The sequence below is a fragment of the Pseudomonas artemisiae genome (assembly GCF_057128685.1).
This window is the reverse complement of sequence record NZ_JBSKHS010000001.1, coordinates 332,600-352,344: the sequence shown is the minus strand read 5'-3', so window position 1 is coordinate 352,344 and position 19,745 is coordinate 332,600. Positions and strand designations below refer to the sequence as shown.

Annotated in this window: 20 protein-coding genes; 14 read left to right on the top strand and 6 right to left on the bottom strand. The window is 59.7% G+C overall.

Annotated elements, in window-relative coordinates; translation table 11 throughout:
• Window positions 1–89: 89 nt before the first annotated feature.
• Together trmA and ACWKV4_RS01590 are read right to left on the bottom strand one after the other, a co-directional pair.
• Window positions 90–1,172 (bottom strand): tRNA (uridine(54)-C5)-methyltransferase TrmA, encoded by a 1,083-nt coding sequence (gene trmA, locus ACWKV4_RS01595; protein WP_483830376.1) that lies wholly within the window; start codon window positions 1,170–1,172, stop codon window positions 90–92.
• The gene (locus ACWKV4_RS01590; protein WP_483830375.1) at window positions 1,169–2,464 is read right to left on the bottom strand and encodes an NCS2 family permease; all 1,296 of its coding nucleotides are present in this window, start codon (window positions 2,462–2,464) and stop codon (window positions 1,169–1,171) included. Before ACWKV4_RS01590 ends, trmA begins: the two co-directional genes overlap by 4 nt.
• 305 nt (window positions 2,465–2,769) lie before the next feature.
• Here ACWKV4_RS01590 and ACWKV4_RS01585 point away from each other — a divergent pair, with 305 nt between their 5' ends.
• The 4 genes from ACWKV4_RS01585 (at window position 2,770) to ACWKV4_RS01570 (ending at window position 6,907) form a co-directional block, all read left to right on the top strand.
• The gene (locus ACWKV4_RS01585) at window positions 2,770–3,102 is read left to right on the top strand and encodes a hypothetical protein (protein WP_483830374.1); all 333 of its coding nucleotides are present in this window, start codon (window positions 2,770–2,772) and stop codon (window positions 3,100–3,102) included.
• Window positions 3,103–3,213: 111 nt separating this feature from the next.
• Window positions 3,214–3,732, top strand: a complete 519-nt coding sequence (locus ACWKV4_RS01580; RefSeq protein ID WP_483830373.1) for a (2Fe-2S)-binding protein — start codon at window positions 3,214–3,216, stop codon at window positions 3,730–3,732.
• Entirely contained in the window at window positions 3,729–4,718 is a 990-nt protein-coding gene (locus ACWKV4_RS01575) for an FAD binding domain-containing protein (RefSeq protein ID WP_483830372.1), read from the top strand. The genes ACWKV4_RS01580 and ACWKV4_RS01575 overlap by 4 nt, the downstream gene beginning before the upstream one ends.
• Window positions 4,715–6,907, top strand: coding sequence for a xanthine dehydrogenase family protein molybdopterin-binding subunit (locus ACWKV4_RS01570; RefSeq protein ID WP_483830371.1), 2,193 nt, complete (start codon window positions 4,715–4,717; stop codon window positions 6,905–6,907). The genes ACWKV4_RS01575 and ACWKV4_RS01570 overlap by 4 nt, the downstream gene beginning before the upstream one ends.
• A 64-nt stretch (window positions 6,908–6,971) precedes the next feature.
• Here the strand turns inward: ACWKV4_RS01570 and ACWKV4_RS01565 are convergent, their stop codons facing one another.
• Window positions 6,972–8,216, bottom strand: a complete 1,245-nt coding sequence (locus tag ACWKV4_RS01565; RefSeq protein ID WP_483830370.1) for an MFS transporter — start codon at window positions 8,214–8,216, stop codon at window positions 6,972–6,974.
• A 220-nt stretch (window positions 8,217–8,436) separates the two neighbouring features.
• Between ACWKV4_RS01565 and ACWKV4_RS01560 the strand changes: the two genes are divergently transcribed.
• The 6 genes from ACWKV4_RS01560 (at window position 8,437) to ACWKV4_RS01535 (ending at window position 13,993) form a co-directional block, all read left to right on the top strand.
• Window positions 8,437–9,870: a cytochrome ubiquinol oxidase subunit I gene (locus tag ACWKV4_RS01560; RefSeq protein ID WP_483830369.1), complete on the top strand. Its 1,434-nt coding sequence runs from the start codon at window positions 8,437–8,439 to the stop codon at window positions 9,868–9,870.
• Between the two features lie 3 nt (window positions 9,871–9,873).
• A complete protein-coding gene (gene cydB / locus ACWKV4_RS01555) occupies window positions 9,874–10,881 on the top strand; it encodes a cytochrome d ubiquinol oxidase subunit II (protein ID WP_483830368.1) in 1,008 nt (335 codons plus the stop codon).
• Window positions 10,882–10,893: 12 nt separating this feature from the next.
• On the top strand, window positions 10,894–11,037 hold the full coding sequence (locus tag ACWKV4_RS01550) for a DUF2474 domain-containing protein (RefSeq protein ID WP_483830367.1): 144 nt from the start codon (window positions 10,894–10,896) through the stop codon (window positions 11,035–11,037).
• 115 nt (window positions 11,038–11,152) lie between these two features.
• Window positions 11,153–11,536, top strand: a complete 384-nt coding sequence (locus ACWKV4_RS01545; RefSeq protein ID WP_483830366.1) for a GtrA family protein — start codon at window positions 11,153–11,155, stop codon at window positions 11,534–11,536.
• Window positions 11,530–12,501 (top strand): glycosyltransferase family 2 protein, encoded by a 972-nt coding sequence (locus tag ACWKV4_RS01540; protein ID WP_483830365.1) that lies wholly within the window; start codon window positions 11,530–11,532, stop codon window positions 12,499–12,501. The genes ACWKV4_RS01545 and ACWKV4_RS01540 overlap by 7 nt, the downstream gene beginning before the upstream one ends.
• On the top strand, window positions 12,494–13,993 hold the full coding sequence (locus tag ACWKV4_RS01535) for a glucosyltransferase domain-containing protein (protein WP_483830364.1): 1,500 nt from the start codon (window positions 12,494–12,496) through the stop codon (window positions 13,991–13,993). Before ACWKV4_RS01540 ends, ACWKV4_RS01535 begins: the two co-directional genes overlap by 8 nt.
• 2 nt (window positions 13,994–13,995) lie before the next feature.
• On the opposite strand, the gene ACWKV4_RS01530 is transcribed toward ACWKV4_RS01535, so the two are convergent.
• On the bottom strand, window positions 13,996–15,120 hold the full coding sequence (locus ACWKV4_RS01530) for a methyltransferase (RefSeq protein WP_483830363.1): 1,125 nt from the start codon (window positions 15,118–15,120) through the stop codon (window positions 13,996–13,998).
• Between the two features lie 114 nt (window positions 15,121–15,234).
• Between ACWKV4_RS01530 and ACWKV4_RS01525 the strand changes: the two genes are divergently transcribed.
• Both ACWKV4_RS01525 and ACWKV4_RS01520 read left to right on the top strand, forming a co-directional pair.
• The gene (locus ACWKV4_RS01525) at window positions 15,235–16,005 is read left to right on the top strand and encodes a ferredoxin--NADP reductase (protein ID WP_483830362.1); all 771 of its coding nucleotides are present in this window, start codon (window positions 15,235–15,237) and stop codon (window positions 16,003–16,005) included.
• A 139-nt stretch (window positions 16,006–16,144) separates the two neighbouring features.
• On the top strand, window positions 16,145–16,384 hold the full coding sequence (locus ACWKV4_RS01520; RefSeq protein WP_483830361.1) for a hypothetical protein: 240 nt from the start codon (window positions 16,145–16,147) through the stop codon (window positions 16,382–16,384).
• A gap of 57 nt (window positions 16,385–16,441) precedes the next feature.
• On the opposite strand, the gene mscL is transcribed toward ACWKV4_RS01520, so the two are convergent.
• Window positions 16,442–16,888, bottom strand: a complete 447-nt coding sequence (gene mscL, locus ACWKV4_RS01515; protein WP_483830360.1) for a large-conductance mechanosensitive channel protein MscL — start codon at window positions 16,886–16,888, stop codon at window positions 16,442–16,444.
• Window positions 16,889–17,077: 189 nt separating this feature from the next.
• Between mscL and radA the strand changes: the two genes are divergently transcribed.
• Both radA and ACWKV4_RS01505 read left to right on the top strand, forming a co-directional pair.
• Window positions 17,078–18,445 carry a DNA repair protein RadA gene (gene radA, locus ACWKV4_RS01510; RefSeq protein ID WP_483830359.1) on the top strand — a complete coding sequence of 456 codons (1,368 nt, stop codon included), beginning with the start codon at window positions 17,078–17,080 and terminating at the stop codon, window positions 18,443–18,445.
• Window positions 18,446–18,513: 68 nt separating this feature from the next.
• Window positions 18,514–19,203 carry an HAD-IA family hydrolase gene (locus ACWKV4_RS01505; RefSeq protein WP_483830358.1) on the top strand — a complete coding sequence of 230 codons (690 nt, stop codon included), beginning with the start codon at window positions 18,514–18,516 and terminating at the stop codon, window positions 19,201–19,203.
• Between the two features lie 57 nt (window positions 19,204–19,260).
• Here ACWKV4_RS01505 and ACWKV4_RS01500 read toward each other — a convergent pair whose 3' ends face one another.
• Entirely contained in the window at window positions 19,261–19,614 is a 354-nt protein-coding gene (locus ACWKV4_RS01500; RefSeq protein ID WP_483830357.1) for a PilZ domain-containing protein, read from the bottom strand.
• Between the last annotated feature and the right edge of the window lie 131 nt (window positions 19,615–19,745).

Below are 19,745 nucleotides of genomic sequence, written 5' to 3'. Positions count from 1 at the left end.
TTTGAGCGTGGCGTAAATGACGTGGGTGGGGGTGAAAATGTGAACGCCCAGGGCCGCTACCTTGGGCATCCAGCTGGTTCAGCCGGGCTTCAGCGGCGCACCAGCAATACCCCTGCTTCCATGTGATGGGTGTAGGGGAACTGATCGAACAGCGCACAGCGGGCGATGCGGTGAGTGCTGCTCAATTGCTCCAGATTCACCGCCAAGGTGTCCGGGTTGCAGGAGATATACAGGATGTTATCGAAGCGCCGGGTCAGCTCGCAGGTGTCTGGGTCCATGCCCGCCCGGGGCGGGTCCACGAATACCGTGCCGAACTGGTAGCTGGCCAGGTCGATTTCTTGCAGGCGGCGGAACGCTCGCACGCCGTTCAAGGCCTGGGTCAGTTCCTCGGCCGATAGCCGCGCCAACTCCACATTACCCACGGCGTTGTCGGCCAGGTTATGGAGCGCGGCGGCCACGCTGGTTTTGCTGATTTCCGTGGCCAGCGCCTTGCGCACCCGCGTGGCCAGGGGCAGGGTGAAGTTGCCGTTGCCGCAGTACAGCTCAAGCAGGTCATCTTCACGCGGGCCAAGGGCCTCGTAGGCCCAGTTGAGCATGTGCTGGCACACCTGGCCGTTGGGCTGGGTAAAGGCACCTTCGGGCTGGCGATACTGGAAGGCGCGGCCGCCGACGGTCAGGGTTTCGCTCACGTAGTCACGCCCAATCACGACCCGCTGGCCACGGGAGCGGCCAATCAGGCTCACCCCAAGGCTCGCGGCCAGGGCCTGGGCGTGTGCCTCCCACTGGCTATCTAATGCCCGGTGGTAGCACAGGGTAACCAGCGCGTCGCCCGCCAGGGTGGTGAGAAACTCCACCTGGAACAGCTTATGGCTCAATACCTCGCTGGCTTGCCAGGCTGCCTTGAGCTGAGGCATCAGTTCATTGATGCGCGCGCTGGCCACGGGGAACGCTTCGATCAAGATAGGCGTGCGATTGTCGCCGGGGTTGAACATTGCATAATGGCGCTGTCCACCCTCTCGCCATAGGCGAAACTCAGCCCGCAAACGGTAATGCTCGCGGGGGGACTCGAATACCTCGGCCTCTGGGGCATCGAAAGGCGCCAACAGGGCCTTCAAGCGTGCCACCTTAACCGCGAGTTGTTCTGCGTAGCCCGCCGGGTTGATGGCCGTCATGCGTTGAACCAGCCCAGCTTGATCACGAACAGCACTGAAAGAATGATCAGCGCTGGGTTCAGGTCGCGTACTCGGCCCGAGGCCAGTTTCATGGCTGTCCAGGCGATGAAGCCGAAGGCGATACCGTTGGCGATGGAGTAGGTCAGGGGCATGGCCAGGGCAGTAACCACCACCGGCGCGGCTTCGGTAATGTCGTCCCAGTTGATTTCCGCCAAGCCCGAGGTCATCAGTACGGCCACGAACAGCAAGGCCGGGGCGGTCGCATAGGCCGGGACGCTACCGGCCAGGGGCGAGAAGAACAACGCCAACAGGAACAACACCGCCACTACGATTGCGGTCAGGCCCGTACGGCCCCCGGCGCTTACCCCGGCGGCAGACTCGATGTAGCTGGTAGTGGTGGAGGTACCCAGCAACGAACCAGCCATGGCGGCGGTGCTGTCGGCGAGCAGTGCCCGGCCCATCTTCGGCATATGGCCGTCCTTGCCCATCAGACCGGCGCGCTTGGCCACGCCGATCAACGTGCCAGAGTTGTCGAACAGGTCTACGAACAGGAACGCGAAGATCACGCTGACCAAGCCAATGTTCAGCGCGCCTGCAAGGTCGAGCTGAAGGAAGGTCGGCGCCAGCGAAGGTGGCAGCGAAACCACGCCATTAAAGGCACTGAAACCAAAGGCGATGGACACCAGGGTAACGGCCAGGATGCCGATCAACACCGCGCCCCGTACCTTGCGTGCTTCCAGGGCCACGATCAGCACGAAACCCAGTACGGCAAGAATGGCGCCCGGCTGCTTGAGGTCGCCCAAGCCCACCAGGGTAGCGGGGTTATCCACCACGATACCGGCGTTCTGCAACGCGATCAGCGCGAGGAACAGCCCAATGCCCGCGGCGATCGCGCTGCGTAAGGGCAGGGGAATACTGTTAACGATCCACTCTCGAATCTTGAAGATCGACAGTAAGAAGAAGCACACCGCCGAGATAAACACCGCGCCCAGCGCCACTTGCCAGGTGTGCCCCATGTGCAGCACCACGGTATAGGTGAAGAAAGCATTCAAGCCCATGCCAGGGGCCAGCGCGATGGGGTAGTTGGCGATAAGCCCCATCACCGCCGAACCAATGGCCGCCGCCAGGCAGGTGGCAACGAACACCGCGCCTTTGTCCATGCCCGTGCCACCGAGAATGCTCGGGTTGACGAACAGGATGTAGGCCATGGCCAGGAAGGTGGTAACCCCCGCCAGCACTTCGGTGCGCACGTTGGTGTTGTGTGCTTTTAACTGAAACAGCCTTTCCAGCATGCCCGCTCCCCGGGGGCGCCCCATGGCGCCTTGAATGATGGCCCGATCAATACAGCAGCGCTGCGTCAAGGGGCCCAAAAAAGCCGCGCATCATACCAGCCGCTGGGGCACCGGTGAACGGATAGCGCAGCCGTGTGCGGGTTTATCACAATAAAACCCATGCCGCTGGTCAGTCCTGGCTGGGGTTGTTTTATGGTTTCCATGGTAGGCCATGAAGAGAATGAGCGCCGCTGTCTGGCGCGAAACCTTAGTTACGTCTCGATGCTCCAAGCGATAATTCCAGCAGCATGTAGTAAGGCGCCAATATGACGGCTGCGATTCCCCTGATCACTATCCTCAACGTAGCCTCTACCGTGCTGTATCCAGGTGCCAGTGGCGGTATTACCGGCTGCAAGCTGCCCTCCATCATGGCAGGCGTGACGCGGTGTGAGCTTCATTTTTCCGATGGGGTTCGCGCCAGGGGTTCCCTCCTTGGCGTGGAAGAAAACGGTTGGCTGTTACTGGTGCTTGGGTATACCACCTCCCAAGGCCGGGAGGTCCAACCCAAGGGCTGGGCCCTGGAACAACTTGAGCGCGAGGGCCGCGGGCACTTTCGTATTCGCTCCATGATCCCCGCCGGGCCTGTGAGTGTGACCTAAGCCGCTCGCGAGCAAGCGCTCGCCCAGTGAACGAACCGGGCTCGAAAAAAGTCGTACAGGTACAGACGCAGGCACACAGACTTGCGCGACCGACCGTGAGGCTTCCCCCTAATGAGCGCCCTATCAGACCGTGCTGGCGTGGACTGCTACGCCAGCCACGCCATCCAGTTCACCCTTAACGGCCAACCGCAAACGCTGGATGTGTTGCCTTGGACAACCCTGCTGGACTTGCTGCGAGAGCGGCTGGACTTGGTAGGCAGTAAAAAAGGCTGCGATCACGGTCAATGCGGCGCTTGTACCGTGCTGGTGAACGACAAACGGGTAAATGCCTGCCTCACCCTAGCGGTAATGTGCGATGGCGCTTCCCTTACCACCGTAGAAGGCCTGGCCCAAGGCGATACCTTGCACCCGCTGCAAGCCGCGTTCATCAAGCACGATGCCTTTCAATGCGGTTACTGCACGCCCGGCCAGTTGTGCTCGGCGGTGGGAATGCTTAAGGAAGGCCGCGCCACCTCCACCGATGACATCCGCGAACAAATGAGCGGCAACCTATGTCGCTGTGGCGCCTACGGCAACATCCTCTCGGCCATCGAAGAAGTGGCGCAAGCCCCTGGGGAGGATGCGCTGTGAACCCCTTCAACTATGTGCGCGCTACCGATGTGAACGAGGCCCTGGCGCAGTTCCGGCCAGGTAGCCGCTTTATTGCCGGTGGCACCAACCTACTGGATTTGATGAAGGAAAACGTGGCCCGGCCTGAGCGGTTGATTGATATTACCCGCTTGCCCTTGGGTGACATTACTGAGCTAGACGACGGCCGTGTGCGTGTGGGCGCTTTGGTAAGCAATGCGGACCTGGCCTATGACCCGCTGATCAAGGCCCAGTACCCGCTATTGAGCCAGGCGATCCTTGCCGGTGCCTCACCACAGCTGCGTAACATGGCCACCACTGGCGGTAACCTGCTACAGCGCACGCGCTGCTACTACTTCTACGACGCCGACATGCCTTGCAACAAGCGTGAGCCCGGCACGGGTTGCCCGGCCCGCACAGGCCTTAACCGCATCCATGCGATTTTCGGCAGCAGCGAGCATTGCGTCGCCACTCACCCTTCTGACATGTGCGTGGCATTGGCCGCGCTGGAAGCCCGAGTGGAAGTGCAAGGCCCGGGCGGCACTCGTGTTATCGACTTCGGCGATTTTCACCGCCTGCCGGGTGACCATCCGGAACAGGACAACACCCTGGCCGAAAACGAGCTGATCCTCTCCATAGAGCTGCCTGCCGAGCGCTTCACTACCCATAGCTATTACCTAAAAGTGCGCGATCGCAGGTCTTATGCCTTCGCTCTGGTGTCCGTGGCCGTGGCGCTTGAACTGGACGGTGACGTGATCCGCACCGCACGCGTGGCCATGGGCGGCGTGGCCCACAAACCCTGGCGCAACCCAACGGTGGAAGTGGCCTTGGTGGGTCAGCCGGTCAGCCATGAAACCTTCACTGCCGCGGCCGATGCCATGGTCAAAGATGCCCAACCCCTGGAAGGCAATGCCTTCAAGGTAAAACTGGCGCGCCGGGCGATCGTCCGCGCCTTGGATGAAGCCGCACTGGGAGGGGCACGCGCATGAATGCAATCGGTAAACCCATGGACCGTGTGGATGGCCTGCTTAAAGTCACAGGCCAGGCCCGCTATGCCGGCGAATACCCGGAAGAAGGCCTGCTATACGGCAGCGTGGTCTCCAGCACCATCGCCTCCGGCCGAGTGGTGCGCATCGATGCCAGCGCCGCCTTGGCCTTGCCAGGCGTGATCGAGGTCATGGACCACGGCAACCGCCCGCCCATGGCCGGTGATGACGAAGACTATAGCGACGATGACGCCGCTGACGGCAAGCCCTTCCGCCCTCTGTATAACGACCGCGTGCTGTACAACGGCCAACCGCTAGCCTTGGTGATTGCGGAAAACCTGGAGCTGGCGCGCCACGCTGCTTCTTTGGTGAACATAGAGTACGTGGAGCATAGCTGGTGCTCGGACCTGCGCGCTGAGTTTTCCAAGGCCGAGCCGGCACCTGCCGAATTGCCAGAACCCCGGGGTGATTTTGATGCCGCTTATGCCGCCGCGGCGTATAAGGTCGATGTGACCATCGAGACGCCCATTGAGCACCACAACCCCATGGAGCCCCATGCCAGCACGGTGATCTACAAGGCCGACGGCACGCTCGAAGTACACGACAAAACCCAAGGCACCCAGAACTGCCAAACCTACCTGTGCCAGGCGCTGGGCCTGGAAAAAAACCGAGTTCGGGTACTGGCTGCCTTCGTAGGGGGTGCGTTCGGTTCTGGCTTGCGCCCACAGTATCAACTGCCCTTGGCGGCTATGGCGGCGCTCAAGCTGCGCCGTTCCGTGCGGGTTACCCTGACCCGTCAACAGATGTTCACCTTCGGTTATCGCCCGCGCACGGTACAAAATGTACGCTTGGCCAGTGATGCGGGCGGCAAGCTGGTTGCCGTGGCACACCACGCCACTGGGCAAACCTCGCGCTTCGAGAAATTCACCGAGCATGTGGTGGAGTGGAGCGGCATGCTGTACCACTGCGAGAACGTCAAGCTCAGCTATGACTTGGTGCAGGTAGACCTGTATACGCCGCTGGACATGCGCGCCCCTGGCGCAGCCTTGGGCCTAATTGGCCTTGAGTGCGCCATGGATGAACTAGCCGAGCAGTTGAACATGGACCCGGTGACCTTCCGCGAGCTTAACTTCGCCGAAAGTAACCTTAACGAAGGCAAGCCTTATTCCAGTAAGGCCTTGATCGCCTGTTACAACGAAGGCCGTGAGCGCTTTGGCTGGGCCCGCCGCAATGGCGAACCCCGTAGCCAGCGTAAGGGTAAAAAGCTGGTGGGCCATGGCATGGCCGGTGGAGTATGGGAGGCCATGCAAATGCCTGCCAGCGCCCGCGCCAGCCTGGGTAAGGATGGCCGCCTGACGGTAAGCACCGCGACCACCGACATTGGTACCGGCACTTATACCGCACTGACCCAGATTGCCGCCGAGGCCGCCGGCCTGCCACCCGAGCGGGTTACCATTCGTTTGGGCGACTCGTCCCTGCCCACCGCGCCCCTGCAAGGTGGCTCGTTCACCATTTCATCGGTCGGTACCGCAGTGCAGCAGGCATGCGAAGCGTTGCATAAGCAAATGCTTACTGCCGCCGCCAGCATCGACCCTGAGTTCGCTACCCTGACCATGGACCGGGTGCAGTTCACCGACAGCGCGTTGGTGTGGGGCGAACGCCAGTTGAGCTTTAGTGACTTGGTGCATGCCAGTGGTACCGATGCGCTGGAAGTACAGATCGACGCAGAGCCGGACAAGAAGCGCGAGGACTACAGCACCGCCACGCATTCGGCAGTGTTCGTTGAGGTCGAGGTAGACGAAGACCTGGGCACCGTTCACGTAACCCGCGTGGTCAATGCGGTAGCGGCAGGCCGTGTAGTGAATCCCAAAACCGCCAGTAGCCAGATCCTGGGCGGGGTGGTGTGGGGCATTGGCATGGCCCTGCATGAGGAAACCCTCACGGACCACGCCTTTGGCCGGCATATGAACCACAACCTGTCCGAGTATCACGTTCCCGTACAGGCGGACGTAGGCGACATCGACGTGATCTTCGTGGAAGAACACGACACCATTGTCAACGCCTTGGGCTCCAAGGGTGTAGGGGAAATCGGCCTGGTGGGCGTGGCGGCGGCGGTATCCAATGCCATCTACAATGCCACCGGCAAGCGGGTGCGGGACTACCCCATTACCCTGGATAAACTCCTCGGCTAATGCTGCCCAAGCCAGGCTCAGCCCCAGAGCCTGTGAGGCTGAGCCTGGCTTGAGAACCGCCCCTTTATACCGCGACAGGCTTTTCTTCGACGGGGGCCTGCATATGGTCCCGGTTCGCCAAACTGGGGAACAGCTTCATCCAGGTGCCTGTAATCACCAGTGTGCCTACACCGCCGATTACCACGGCCGGCACCGTACCGAACCAGTGGGCGGTCAGGCCAGATTCGAACTCACCCAGTTGATTAGACGCGCCAATGAACAATCCATTGACCGCGCTCACCCGGCCACGCATGGCGTCGGGGGTTTCCAGTTGCACGAAGGCCCCACGGATCACCATGCTGATCATATCCGCCGCGCCCAGTACCGCCAGGGTCGCCAGCGAGAACCAGAAGGATGTGGACAAGCCGAAGGCAATGGTTGCCACCCCGAACACGCCCACGCCAGCGAACATGATCCGGCCCACCTTGCGCTCGATGGGGAAGCGCGCCAGCCAGAAGGACATCAGCAATGCCCCCACCGCGGGTGCGGAGCGCAACAGCCCCAGCCCCCAGGGGCCAGTCAGCAGAATGTCCCGGGCGAATACCGGCAGCAAGGCGGTGGCGCCACCGAGCAATACAGCGAACAGATCCAGAGAAATCGCCCCAAGGATGTCTTGCCGACTGCGGATAAACCGAATCCCCGCCAGCAACGAATCCAACGTGGCCCGGCCTGTGGGCAAAGGCGTGTCACGCTTGGGCAGGCTTAGCATCAGGCTCAACGCCAACAGGTACAGCACCACCGTGGGCCCGTACACCCACACGCTGCCAAAGGCGTAGAGAAAGCCGCCCAAGGCTGGCGCGACGATGGTCGCGGTTTGCATGGCCGACGCCGACGCGGCCACTGCTCGAGGGAACAGCCCCGGCGGCACGATGTTAGGCAGTAGTGCCTGGGTGGTGGGCATTTCGAAAGCGCGGGCACCGCCCAAGCAAAACGCCAGCACAAAAATCATCTCGCGGCTGACATTGCCCGTGCCGCTGCCCAGCACTAACGCCAGTGCCACCAGCGCCTGCAGGCTTTGGCAGATGGCCGCTACCTTGCGCCGGTCATAACGGTCTGCCACATGCCCGGTATGCAACATAAACAGCACCCGTGGCGCGAACTCCACCAGGCCGACCAGCCCCAGGTCCAGCACACTGCCGGTGAGTTGGTACAAGTGCCAACCGATGGCCACAGTGAGCATTTGAAAGCCGCTGGCAGTACAGACCCGCGCTAGCCAGAACGCGAGAAAGGGGCGGTGGTGCCTAAGTAGCGGGGGAGCGTCGGTAGCCATGAAGGGCGGTGGCCTCAAAAGGGCGGGGGGGCTGCAGATTATCACTCATCTGTAACAAGAAGTTGCTTCGCTTGCATTAAACCTGCCGTTCTGGGCGGGTGTGTCAATCGGTCACGCGGCACTGCACCACAGGCCTGGTTGCATGGAACAGAGCTACTCTATGGAGAGTCATTGATGTGCATCAATGCCGCGCTCCGCTTCGCCTGTTAGAGGAAACCCTATGTTCGGTTCAGAGGCGCTAGACCTCGCTCGCATTCAGTTTGCGTTTACCGTGTCGTTCCATATCTTGTTCCCTGCCATCACCATCGGTTTGGCCAGTTACCTGGCGGTGTTGGAAGGCTTGTGGCTCAAGACGAACAACGGCGTGTACCGCGAGCTTTACCACTATTGGTCAAAAATCTTCGCGGTCAACTTCGGCATGGGGGTGGTTTCCGGCTTGGTGATGGCTTATCAGTTCGGCACCAACTGGAGCCGCTTCTCGGACTTCGCGGGCGCCGTGACCGGGCCACTGCTCACCTATGAAGTGCTTACGGCGTTCTTCCTGGAAGCGGGCTTTCTAGGCGTGATGCTGTTTGGTTGGAACCGTGTGGGCCGCGGCTTGCACTTCTTCGCCACGGTCATGGTGGCCATCGGCACGCTGATCTCGACCTTCTGGATTCTGGCCTCCAACAGCTGGATGCACACGCCCCAGGGTTACCAGATCGTCGACGGTCGAGTGATCCCGGTGGACTGGCTGGCGGTGATTTTCAACCCGTCATTCCCCTACCGCCTGGCCCACATGGCCACGGCGGCCTTTGTAGCCACTGCGTTTTTCGTGGGCGCATCGGCGGCCTGGCACCTGTTGCGCGGTCGCAATAGCCCCGCGGTGCGCAAGATGTTCTCCATGGCCATGTGGATGGCACTGATCGTCGCGCCTATCCAGGCCATGATCGGTGACATGCACGGGCTCAATACCCTGGAGCATCAGCCAGCGAAAATCGCTGCGATCGAGGGCCACTGGGAAAATACCGACGACGGGCCTACGCCGTTAATTCTGTTCGGCTGGCCCGACATGAAGGCTGAGAAGACCCGTTTCGCGGTGGAGGTGCCTTACCTGGGCAGCTTGATCCTGACTCACAGCCTCGATAAGCAGATCCCCGCCCTCAAGAGCTTCCCAGCTGAAGACCGGCCCAATTCCACCATTGTGTTCTGGTCGTTCAGGGTCATGGCCGGCCTGGGCATGTTGATGATCGCGGTCGGCCTGTGGAGCCTGTGGCTACGTTGGCGTGGCAAGCTGTACGACACTCGCCTGTTCCACCGCGTGGCCTTGTTCATGGGGCCCTCCGGCCTGATTGCATTGCTCGCCGGCTGGTTCACCACTGAGATCGGGCGCCAGCCCTGGGTGGTGTATGGCCTTATGCGTACCAAGGATGCTTCGTCCTTCCATGATGTGGGCCAGATGAGCTTTACCCTTGGGCTGTTCGTGCTGGTGTACTTCGCCGTCTTCGGCGTGGGCTTCGGCTACATGATGCGCCTGGTGCGCCGCGGTCCGGCCACTGTCGCCCCGCACAGTCATGGTGGCCCTGGGCAACAACGTACTCCGGCCCGGCCGCTGTCCGCCGCCCATGAAGAAACCCCTGAAGACCACCATGCCACCCCTGGCGAGAGGAACTGACCCATGGGCATCGATCTATCTTTGATCTGGGCCATCATCATCATCTTCGGTGTGATGATGTATGTGGTGATGGACGGTTTCGACTTGGGGATCGGGATTCTTTTCCCCTTCACGCCCCAAGAGCACGACCGTGACGTGATGATGAACACGGTGGCGCCGGTGTGGGATGGTAACGAGACCTGGCTGGTACTGGGCGGGGCAGGGCTGTTCGCCGCGTTCCCCCTGGCCTACTCGGTGGTGCTCTCGGCGCTGTACCTGCCGTTGATCCTCATGCTCATCGGTTTGATCTTCCGCGGCGTGGCGTTCGAATTCCGCTTCAAGGCCCGCACCGACAAGCGTCATATCTGGGACAAAGCCTTCATTGGCGGTTCACTGTTGGCCACCTTCTTTCAGGGCGTTGCTTTGGGTGCCTATATCGACGGCATCAAAGTGGTGGGGCGGACCTACGCCGGGGGCGCGTTCGATTGGCTCACGCCGTTCTCGCTGTTCTGTGGCCTGGCCCTGATCGCCGCCTATGCCCTGCTCGGTTGCACCTGGCTGATCATGAAAACCGAAGGCGAGCTGCAAGCGCGCATGCACCATTTGGCACGGCCGCTGACCCTCTTGATGTTGGCCTTGGTGATCGCGGTCAGCCTCTGGACGCCGCTGGCCCACACGGCCATCGCTCAGCGTTGGTTCACCCTGCCAAACGTGTTCTGGTTTATGCCGGTGCCGGTGCTGGTGGTGCTCGCGACCATCGGGTTACTCCGCGCCGTAGCGCGTAAAGCGCACTACACCCCGTTCGTGTTGACCCTGGTGTTGATCTTCTTGGGCTACAGCGGCTTGGGTATCAGCCTATGGCCGAACATTATTCCGCCGTCGGTCAGCATCTGGGAGGCCGCCTCGCCACCGCAGAGCCAAGGCTTTGTGTTGGTAGGTACGTTGTTCATTCTGCCGCTGATCTTGGGTTACACCTTCTGGAGCTACTACGTGTTCCGCGGCAAGGTGACCACTGAAGACGGCTATCACTAGAGGTTCCTGCTTATGCAAACGCCCGACGTGAAAAAACCCTTATGGCAGCGGCTGGGTTGGCTGGTGTTGATCTGGGTGCTGAGCGTAGTCAGCCTCGGCGTGGTGGCCGGGCTGCTGCGATTGTTCATGGCAGCGGCAGGCATGCGCAGCCATTGATGGGCTCGGCCCAGGTGCAATGCCTGGGCCGTACCTAGCAAACTGCTAGGTTATGTTTCCTCCTGCCTTTTTCTAGACTCTGCACGGCTACCCAGTCTAGGGATGGACCGTGCCGGTGTCGTTACCTTCTTTTGCCTCATTTGCCCGTTACGCCTGCGTTGGCGTGCTCAATACCTTGGTTCACTGGGGGGTGTTTTTCGCTCTGCTGTATGAAGCCGGTACCACCCAAAGCCTCGCCAACCTCACGGCGTTTCTAATAGCGGTAAGCGTTAGCTACGCAATTAACGCTGTCTGGACCTTCAATGCACCACAGTCACGCAAGGGGTATCTTCTTTACCTGGGTTTTATGGGGTTATTGGCCCTGGGCATCGGCTGGATGGGGCAATGGTTGGCCGCGCCGCCATTGTTAACGGCAGTGATATTTTCGGCGGTAAGTCTAGGGGTGGGGTATGCCTATGCCCGCAGGGTGGTGTTCAAAACAGGGGTCACCCCATGCTGATCTCGCTGGTAGTGCCGGTATACAACGAACAGGACGCCGTGCCGCTGTTTTTCAATGCAGTGAAGGCTGTTGCCCTAGGCCAGCCCTACGAGATCGAAGTTGTATTTATCAACGACGGCAGCAGCGACGGTACCGTTGCGGCAGTGGAGCACTTGCTCGCCACCGAGCCCTTGGTGACCTTGATCAACCTCAGCCGTAACTTCGGTAAAGAGTCCGCCTTGCTAGCGGGGCTGGAATACGCCACGGGCGCTGCGATTATCCCCATGGATGTGGACCTGCAAGACCCGGTTGAGCTAATTCCACAATTGGTAGCGCGCTGGCAAGCCGGGGCCGACATTGTGCTGGCCAAGCGTATGGACCGCAGCGCCGACAGCCTGCTCAAGCGCAAGAGCGCACAATGGTTCTACCGCGTTCACAACGCCATGAGCCCTAACAAGATCGAAGAAAACGTTGGTGACTTCCGTTTGCTCTCGCGCAAAACCGTGGAGCAGATAAAAGCCATGCCCGAGCGTAATCTATTTATGAAGGGCTTGATGCAGTGGGTAGGCGGGCGCCGGGCAATCGTCGAATACAGCCGCCCCGAGCGGGTAGCGGGCACCACCAAGTTCAACGGCTGGAAGCTCTGGAACTTCGCCCTAGAAGGCATTACATCGTTCTCGACCTTACCTTTGCGGGTATGGACCTACATAGGCGTGGTTATTGCCCTGGCCGCCTTGCTGTATAGCGCCTGGGTGGTGGTTTCCATGCTGCTTTGGGGTAACGCCGTGGCCGGGTATTCCTCGTTGATGGCCGCTTTGTTGTTCTTAGGCGGTATCCAATTGATTGGTATTGGGGTATTGGGTGAATACGTTGGGCGTATATACGCCGAGGCGAAGTCGAGGCCGCGCTATTTGGTGGACAGCGTAGCTCGGCACGGGGCGGCGGCTACCACCATCCAGGGTGTGGGGGGCGTTACGCATGAGTAAAAAGGCTTCCTTTATACTGAAAATAACAACTCGAGAATTACTGCCGTGGCAGGCCGGGCTTTTTTTGTTTGCCGCAATGTTGCTCTACAGTCTGCCCCTGATCATCAACAATTATCCTTATATAGACGACACGGCCCGCAGCCTATTTACCTCCACGCTATGGCAAGAAGAAGGCCGAATCGTTGGTGATTACCTGCTGTATATATTGACTCAAACCACAGCCGCGCTTGACGTTTTTCCGCTAACTTTATTGGTAGGCATGCTGGCCATGGCCTATGGCATGGCGAGGCTGGCCACTCATTGGTTCGAACGGCCAACGCTCATACACTGTGCTATTTTACTGCCGCTCTGGTATAACCCGTTCTACCTGCAGGTAATGTCCTATCACTACGATGGTTTTACTATTAGCGTAGGTATTGCTTTTATCCTGCTTGCCATCAGCTTTACCCATCGCTTACGCGTATTACGTTGGTGTATCCCAGCTTTATTGATTGCAGCTGCCACAGGCACTCATCAGGCAACGTTGAACGTTTTCTCAGGCCTCGCTTGCTTGAACGTTCTGCAAGTTGCTTATAAAGCGGGAGGGCGCCAAGCCTGGCAAACAGCTATGCGTCATGGAGCCAGCCTGGTGGGTGCGATGATCATCTATCGGTGCACCGCCTATACCACGCTTACGCGAGACAGGGGCGGGTTGATATGGCCCTCTTTCGGACAGTGGTCTGAGCGTCTTACGCTGATCGTCGAGAAAGTAGGCTTATTCATCACCCCCATCAATGCCGGTGTCTTTATTGGCCTGGCTATCGCTGCCGGAGCGGGTTTTGCCGTAGTGGTATTACGCGTATGGAAAGTAGAACGTGCGCCTGGGTTGCGCTGGATGCATGTTGGCCTCTGCCTGGCTTGCATAGCGGGTGTGGCCCTGTCCGTTGGGGGTGTGTTGTTATTTTTGTACAATATGGAAAACAACCTTGGCGCCCGGGTGCTTGTAGGCGTCGCCCCCTTGCTTATGACGCTAATGTTTCTGGCACATATTGGGCTCAAACGCCTCAAGAAGCCAATGACTTGGCTACTGTATTTGCCCCTATTGTGCTTTATGTCTTTTGCTTTTGCGTACGGCCAGGTAATGGCTGACAAAAAGGACCTGGAAAGCTTTACCCGTATCCTGCTAGCAACTGATTTGCTGAATACGCCTGGGGTGTACTCAGCTGAAGAAATCGTATTGTTGCGAGAGCCTAACGGGCCACTCTTTTCACCTGTCTGCGTTCAGGCAGCCTTGCCCGCAATGGATTACATTTTTGGTAATCATTATCTGATGCTGCCAGAACAATTATTCAAGTGGGGGCTTGGCAAGGTTCGGCTAAAGTTCCGATTTACAGTGCCGCCTTTGCATAATCTGGTACTGACGCGGCCTTTCTATCAGATATACATTGAGGAAAACATTGCTTATGTGAAATTCATGCCAGCTGTAACCCGGCTGGCGTGCCAATTTCCATAGCATTACTTGCGCGCCTTCAACACCACAAACTTAGGATTGGCCCCCACCTGCTCGACCCCCCGGAACAACCGCGCCAACTTGGCGTGGTAACCCAAATGCCGGTTGCCCACGATATAAAGCGCGCCGCCGGGTACCAAGGCCTCGCGGGCCTGCTGGAACATGCGCCAGGCGAGGAAGTCCCCCACCACTTGCTGCTGGTGGAAGGGTGGGTTGCACAGCACTACGTCCAGCGACCCGGCGAGCTGGCCTGCCAAGCCGTCGCCAGCGTGAATAGCCACCGGGCGGTCACCCAAGGCCGCCGCCCAGTTCTCCCGCGCTGACTGCACGGCCATAAAGGATTCATCCACCAGGGTGTACTGGGCATTGGGATTCTGCTGCGCGCTGGCGATACCCAGTACCCCATTGCCGCAGCCAAGGTCAGCAACTCGCGCCTGGCCCAGGTTGCGGGGCAAGTGAGGCAGGAAGGCCCTGGTGCCGATGTCCAGGCCTTCGCGGCAAAACACATTGGCGTGGTTGATCAGCGTGAGTGGCGGGGTATCGAGCACATAATGAGTTGGGTAGGGGGAGGTGGCTGGCGCGCGAGCAGCACGGGTGGCTGTGAGCAAACGAGCTTTTTTTACCGCCAATGAGGCCTGCACCGGGCCGATGTACTGTTCCAGCAAATCCCCCGCGGCCCTGGGCAAGTGCTTGAGCATGGCGCCAGCCACTACCTGCGCGCCTTCACACAGGTGGGGCTGCAGCCGAATCAATTGCTCTTCCAGCAGCGCCAGGGTTTTGGGTACACGTACCAGTACGTGGTCGAAAGGCCCACTCAGAGGATCGCTGGCGGGCACTAGGGTCAGGCTGTCGAAGGCATGGCCGTTGCGGGCCAGGTTCTTGCCCAGGGCCAGCGCCCCAAGATAGGAATCCCCGCTGGTGGTCACATTGAATTGGCCGATCAGGCTGGCCGCCAGCGCGCCAAAGGCATCGTTGAGGATCAGCACCCGCGCGCTGGCGGGCAGGTTCAGGTTGGCCAGGTGCTCCAGCAGGTAGTGATCAGCGGCATCGAAGGCCTGCAACGGTTCGTCGACCTGCTCAGGTTGGCGGATAAGGTCAAGTTGAGCGAAGGCGTTATCGAAGCGGGGCATGGCGTGGCTCGGTCGTGCGAAAAAAACAGCAATTCTACGGGCTTTCCACACACCGCGTCGGTGTTTGTCGAGGCGCGATTGCGCCACACTAGGCCCATAACACCTGGAGGCTCCATGAGCGATGAGAAATTCACCCGTCAGCGCCTGCTGGCGGTGCACACCCTGACCCCAAACCTGTTCACCCTGCGTACCACCCGCGACGCAGGCTTTCGCTTCCAGGCTGGGCAGTTCGCGCGCCTGGGCGTGACCAAGCCTGATGGCTCGGTGGTATGGCGTGCGTATTCCATGGTGTCGTCACCTTTTGATGAGTTTCTCGAATTCTTCTCGGTAGTGGTGCCCGATGGCGAGTTCACCAGCGAGTTGGCCCAGCTGGAAGTAGGGGATGAACTGCTGGTAGAACGTCAGGCATTCGGTTATCTCACCCTGGACCGTTTCGCTGATGGCCGTGACCTTTGGCTGCTGGCTACCGGTACAGGGCTGGCGCCATTTTTGTCGATTTTGCAGGGGTTCGAGGCCTGGGAGCGCTTTGAGCGAATTTTCCTGGTATATAGCGCCCGTTTTGGGCAGGACCTGGCCTACGGTGAGTTGATCGCCGGGTTAGAAGGCCGCGACTACTTGGCTGAGTACGCCTGCAAGCTCACCTACTTGCCACTGGTTAGCCGTGAGCCATGGGCAGGGGCGCTGCACGGGCGCATTACCGACCTGGTTGCCAATGGTGCCTTGGAGCAGGCGGCAGGCATGAAGCTCACCCCGGAGCATTCCCGGGTGATGATCTGCGGCAACCCACAGATGATCGACGACACGCGCGCACTGCTCAAGGCCAGGGACCTGCAGCTAAGCCTTAGCAGAAGGCCTGGTCAAGTGGCCGTGGAAACCTACTGGTAAGCCGCGGCAGGGTAATGGTTCTCGCTGTTTGACCCCAGCGACCTGGCTTAGCCTTCGCTTATCGCAGGTCAGCCGACGAAGGTTCGGGCAGGCCTGCGGTAACAAACAGGAAGCCCATTACTTATCAAGGATGCTTACCATGAAGTTGACTTCGGCGTTCACCCTATTGCTGTTGACCGCGACTACTGCTTACGCGCAACCTTCCGAACACGCGCACGAACATGAAGATGAAAGGGTTTCGGAAGAGGACGTTATGAGTGCTAACCCCCGCAGTGGCCGGCAAAAGCGCGGCATCGCGCCCGTTGTGGGGATGGCCTGCGCCGAAGGGTACAAGCACATAGGCGATAACTGCGTTCAGGCGAATATCGACTTCGAATGATAGCTAGGCCGGCGTAAGGGCGCTCACCTTCCCCTTATCGCTGGCCTTTGACGGCCATTACCCCAGTGGCGGGTTAAGCGGCACAGCCGGCGTAGCCTTGACGTTTTGCTCCTTGAGCAAATCGCGAATCTCGCCTAGCAATACTTCTTCTTTGCTCGGGCTCGGCGGTAGGCTGGGTGCTTTGGCTTCTTCACGCTTGAGCCGGTTGATGGCTTTTACACCGATAAAGATCGCGAAGGCCACGATCACGAAGTCCACCACGGTCTGAATAAACTTGCCGTATGCCAACACGACCGCTGGGGTGTCGCCGTTAGCCGGGCGCAGGGTAATGGCAAGGTCCGTGAAATTGATCCCCCCGATCAGCAGCCCCAGGGGCGGCATGATGATGTCCCCTACGAACGAGGACACGATTTTGCCGAAGGCCGCGCCGATGATGATACCCACGGCCAGGTCGACCACGTTGCCTTTGACTGCGAAGGCCTTGAACTCTTTGATCAGGCTCATTGACGAATCCTTTTTTTCAAGTGAGATATTCACGAAGCCTTTTTTACCTAAACCCTAATAAAATCCGGGTGTTAGCGCTTGGCTTACTGTTAAACAAGACCGGCGATAAGTCGATTAGTTTTGTTTCGGTCGTGCCGTTTACCCAGAGGGGCGGAGTATCATGGTGCCCTTTACCCCTGGAGTGCCCCAATGGCCAAGGCAAAGCGCATGTACGGCTGCACAGAGTGCGGCGCGACCTTTCCCAAATGGGCTGGCCAGTGTGCCGAATGTGGCGCCTGGAACACCTTGGTAGAAACCATGATCGAGGCCGCCCCGACCGCCAGCGGGGGCGGCCGCACCGGTTGGACGGGTGAACAGGCTTCGGTGAAAACCCTGGCCGAAGTGAGTGTGGAAGAAATCCCGCGGTTTTCAACCGCGTCCACTGAACTGGATCGGGTATTGGGCGGCGGCTTGGTGGATGGGTCCGTGGTGTTGATCGGTGGTGATCCCGGCATCGGCAAATCCACCATTTTGCTGCAGACCCTATGCAACCTGGCTGAGCGCATGCCTGCTCTGTATGTCACCGGGGAAGAGTCGCAACAACAGGTTGCCATGCGTGCCCGTCGCCTTGGTTTGCCCCAGGACAAACTCAAGGTGATGACCGAAACCTCCATCGAAACCATCATCGCCACGGCCCGGCTGGAAAAACCCAAGGTGATGGTGATCGACTCCATCCAGACCATCTTCACCGAGCAACTGCAGTCCGCGCCAGGTGGCGTGGCCCAGGTGCGGGAGAGTGCCGCCTTGCTGGTGCGTTTTGCCAAGCAGAGCGGCACGGCAATCTTCCTGGTGGGTCATGTCACCAAAGAAGGCGCGTTGGCCGGCCCTCGGGTGCTTGAACACATGGTCGATACCGTGCTGTATTTCGAAGGCGAATCCGATGGCCGCTTGCGACTGTTGCGGGCGGTTAAGAACCGCTTTGGGGCCATCAACGAGCTAGGCGTGTTCGGCATGACTGATCGCGGCTTGAAGGAAGTGTCCAACCCCTCCGCGATCTTCCTCAGCCGAGCCCAGGAAGAGATTGCCGGCAGCGTGGTCATGGCCACCTGGGAAGGTACCCGGCCCATGCTGGTGGAGGTCCAGGCCCTGGTCGACGACAGCCACCTGGCCAACCCTCGTCGAGTGACCCTGGGGCTAGACCAGAACCGCCTGGCCATGTTGCTGGCGGTATTGCATCGCCACGGAGGTATTCCTACTCATGATCAGGACGTCTTCCTCAACGTGGTAGGCGGGGTCAAGGTGCTGGAAACCGCCTCGGACCTGGCCCTGATGGCAGCGGTAATGTCGAGCCTGCGCAACCGCCCCTTGCCCCATGGCTTGCTGGTGTTTGGCGAGGTAGGGCTGTCTGGCGAGGTACGCCCGGTACCCAGTGGCCAGGAGCGTTTGAAGGAGGCTGCCAAACATGGCTTCAAGCGCGCCATCGTGCCCAAGGGCAACGCACCTAAGGAAGCGCCGGCAGGCCTTGAGGTAGTGGCCGTGACCCGGCTGGAGCAGGCGCTGGACGCCTTGTTTGAATAACAGCGAAGGGCCTTGACCTGGCGAGTGGGGTCCAGTATCACCGTGTTTTAACTTGCGCAGGATTTCCCATGGTGACTGCTCCTACCTCCGCTCGGCAGATCAAGGCCGTGATTTTCGATATGGACGGCCTGTTGCTGGACACCGAGGGGATTTACACCGAAGTGACCCAAGCCATCGCCCAGAAGTATGGCAAAACCTTCGACTGGAGCCATAAGCAACACATCATTGGCCGAGGTGCCCGAGATTTGGCCCATTACGTGGTAGAGGCGTTGGAACTGCCTATCAGCGTGGACGAGTTTCTTGAGATCCGTGCGCCGCTGATGACCGCGCGCTTCCCTGAGGCTCTGGGCATGGTGGGCGCCGAGGCCCTGGTGCGTCACCTGAAGGCCAATGGCGTGCCCATTGCGGTCGGCACCAGTTCATCCAGCAAATACTTTGCGTTGAAAACCCAGCAGCACCAAGAATGGTTTTCGCTGTTTGATACCATCGTCACCGCGGACGACCCGGAGGTAGGCGCAGCCAAGCCCGCACCGGATATTTTCTTGGTCGCGGCACGTCGCTTAGGTGTGGCGCCTGCCGATTGCCTGGTGTTCGAAGATTCTCCTTTCGGAGTGACCGCCGCCAAGGCCGCGGGCATGTTCGCCTTGGCGGTGCCCGATTCGGCCATGGACCCGGAGAAATACACTCATGCCGATGGGCGCCTGGGCAGTTTGCTGGAGTTCACCCCAGAGCACTGGGGGCTGCCAGCGTTTCCCTGAGCGTTGCCATTCGCGCGGCGCCCCAAGGCGGGCGCCGTTCACGAATGGGCCACAGCCTCAGCCGATTAGCGCGCTCAGCTCTCGCTCCAGCGCCGCTTCATCGCCCAGATTCAGTTCTACCAGTCGGCGCAGGTGGGTGATGGAGTCCACGTCGATATGCATGCATTGGAAGCCCAGCTGACCGTTATTGTCATGACGCAGTGTGACTTGCATCGCCAGGGTTTCCTCGCCCAGGTCGATAGTCACGTCAAAGGGGGCTTCAGCGTTGCCTTTCCAACCTTCCGGGCGCTCTACCAGCAGCCCTTTGAGGGACAGGTCCAACAATTTAACCGTCCAGGCATGCTGCCCTTGGGTCATTGAGGTATGTGCGTCAAAGGTGATGCGTTTAAAGCGACGGCGTTCTTCGGTCATGGGTACGTCCTCGATGAGCCCCGTCTACGCGGGAGGCGTTCTATGCTGCCGTGGGCAGAGGCGGGCGGCAATGCCAGGCGCGCTATTTTATGATGCTGTGTACGAAAACATCTCTAACTATAGGATTTGGA